2 protein-coding genes are annotated in these 1,983 nt (G+C 70.5%); both read left to right on the top strand.

From position 1 onward, the window contains the following. The coding region (locus tag ACE3UY_RS22095) for an aminotransferase class IV (RefSeq protein WP_374689636.1) at positions 1-772 on the top strand (772 nt) is incomplete at its 5' end. Between the two features lie 140 nt (positions 773-912). Next, the gene (locus ACE3UY_RS22090) at positions 913-1,902 is read left to right on the top strand and encodes a phosphotransferase family protein (RefSeq protein WP_374689635.1); all 990 of its coding nucleotides are present in this window, start codon (positions 913-915) and stop codon (positions 1,900-1,902) included. The last annotated feature ends 81 nt before the right edge of the window (positions 1,903-1,983 follow it).

Raw genomic sequence — 1,983 nt, 5'->3', positions numbered from 1 at the left:
CCGCCACCTGGCGCGGACGGAGCGCTCCATGGCCCTGCTGGGCTGGACGTACCGGCTCGACCGGGCGCGGCTGCTGCGGGCGCTGCACGGCGTCGTCACTGCCGCGCCCTGGCCGGAGATGCGCGTGCGCATAGACGTGCTGGCCGGGCCAACGACGGGCGCGACGGCCGACTCACCCACGGGCCTGGCGAGCCGCGAACTGATCGCCCTGCAACCTTTCACCCCGCCGCCGCCGGAACTGTACGAGACGGGCGTGGCCGTGGCCTTCGCCGAGGGGCTGGCCCGCGAACGGCCGCTGGTCAAGACGGCCGACTTCGCGGAGCAGCGACCGGTGGGCGGCGGCTTGCGCGCGCTGGAGGTGGAAGCCGGCGACACATCAGCGACCACTGACCACCAGCCGCTGCCCGCCGCCTACGAATACCTCCTCCTCAGCCCCGACGGCCGCATCCTGGAGGGCGCGGGCACGAACTTCTGGGGCGTGCGCGACGGCGTGGTCTACACGGCCGGGGAAGGGGTGCTGGAGGGCATCACGCGGGAGATTCTGATGCAACTCATTCCCGGCCTGGGCATTCCGCTGCGGCTGGAGGCGGTTGCGGTGGCTGACATCCCGGCGCTGGACGAGGCGGCGCTCAGCGGGTCGTCGCGGGCCTTCCTGCCGGTGGTCAGCATCGCCGGGCAGACGGTGGGCGACGGGCGGCCCGGCCCCCTCTCGCGCCGGATTCTGGCGGCCTACAACGCCTTTGTCGCCGAAAACGTCGCGACGGCCGTCTAAAGCTTGCGCGGGCGGCGAAGAAATGGCTACGGATTATGACGGATGGTACGGACGGAAACGGAATTCAATCCGTTCTTGATCCGTATTATCTGTCCCAATCCGTAGCCATTTCTTACGAATCGACAATTCGAGACCTCCACATGACCGAACACCTCTTGCCGCCGGTGCGCGATTGGGGCGAGTGGGGGGCGATCTTCACCGACGCGGCCCTGTGGCAGCCGGTCGTGGAGCGAATCGCCGCGGCGCACGGCGACCGCTTCCCCCGCCCGCCCCACGCCGTCGCGGCCGGCTTCCCCGGCACGTGCGCCGTCTTCACCGTCCGCGGCCCGGACGCGGCCGAGCCGCCGGTCGTCGTCAAGCTCTTCCCGCCCATGGTGGCCGGCGACTTTACCAGGGAGCGCGCCGTCTACCGGCTGCTGGACGAGCGCCTGCCCGAACTGCCGCGCCTGCTGGCCGATGGCGTCTTCCGCGACCGCGTGGCCTGGCCCTATCTGGTCTTCTCCTTCCGGCCGGGCGCGGCGTGGCGCGACGCGGCGGCGGGCATCCCGCCCGAGGCGCGGTTGGGCGTCGGTCGCGCGTTGGGTGGGCTGCTACGCGAGGTGCATTACACGCCGGTCATGCCCGGACATGGCTGGCCGTCCGTCGATAGCTGGAAGCGGTTCGTCGTCCTGCAAGCGGCCGAGGCCCCCGTTGCCCTGCGGCGGCGCACGGCGCTGCGCGAGGCGGTCGTCGCCGCGGCCGAGGCGCTGTTGCGGCGGACGAACTTCTTCGCGGCGCGCCCGCGGCTGCTCCACGCTGACCTGACCGCCGATCACGTGCTGGTGAGCGAGCGGGATGGGGCGTGGGGCATCTCCGGGCTGATCGATTGGGCCGACGCGGAGGTGGGCGATCCCTATTACGAGTGGGCGGCGCTGTGGTTTGGCTTCTGCGGGCGCGACGGCGGGCTGTTGCGCGCCGTGCTGGACGGGTACGGCCTGGTTGGCGGCCTCGACCGGGAGCGGCTGCTGGCCTTCACGCTGCTCCACCGCTTCGGCCCGCCTATGATCGCCGACGCGCTGAGCGAAGACCAACAGCGCGCCGTGGCCGGCCTGGACGACCTGGCCGCGCTCCTGTTGGCGGGGGTGGAATAAATGAACCACGGATTTTCACGGATTTAACGGATGTTACGGATTGAAAACCTGGCTCAATCCGTTCTTATCCGCCAAATCCGT

The sequence above is a fragment of the Promineifilum sp. (SeqCode) genome, assembly GCF_041918635.1.
In the GTDB taxonomy this organism is placed as follows: domain Bacteria; phylum Chloroflexota; class Anaerolineae; order Promineifilales; family Promineifilaceae; genus Promineifilum.
The sequence above is the reverse complement of the archived record's forward strand: the minus strand, read 5'-3'. Positions and strand labels throughout refer to the sequence as shown.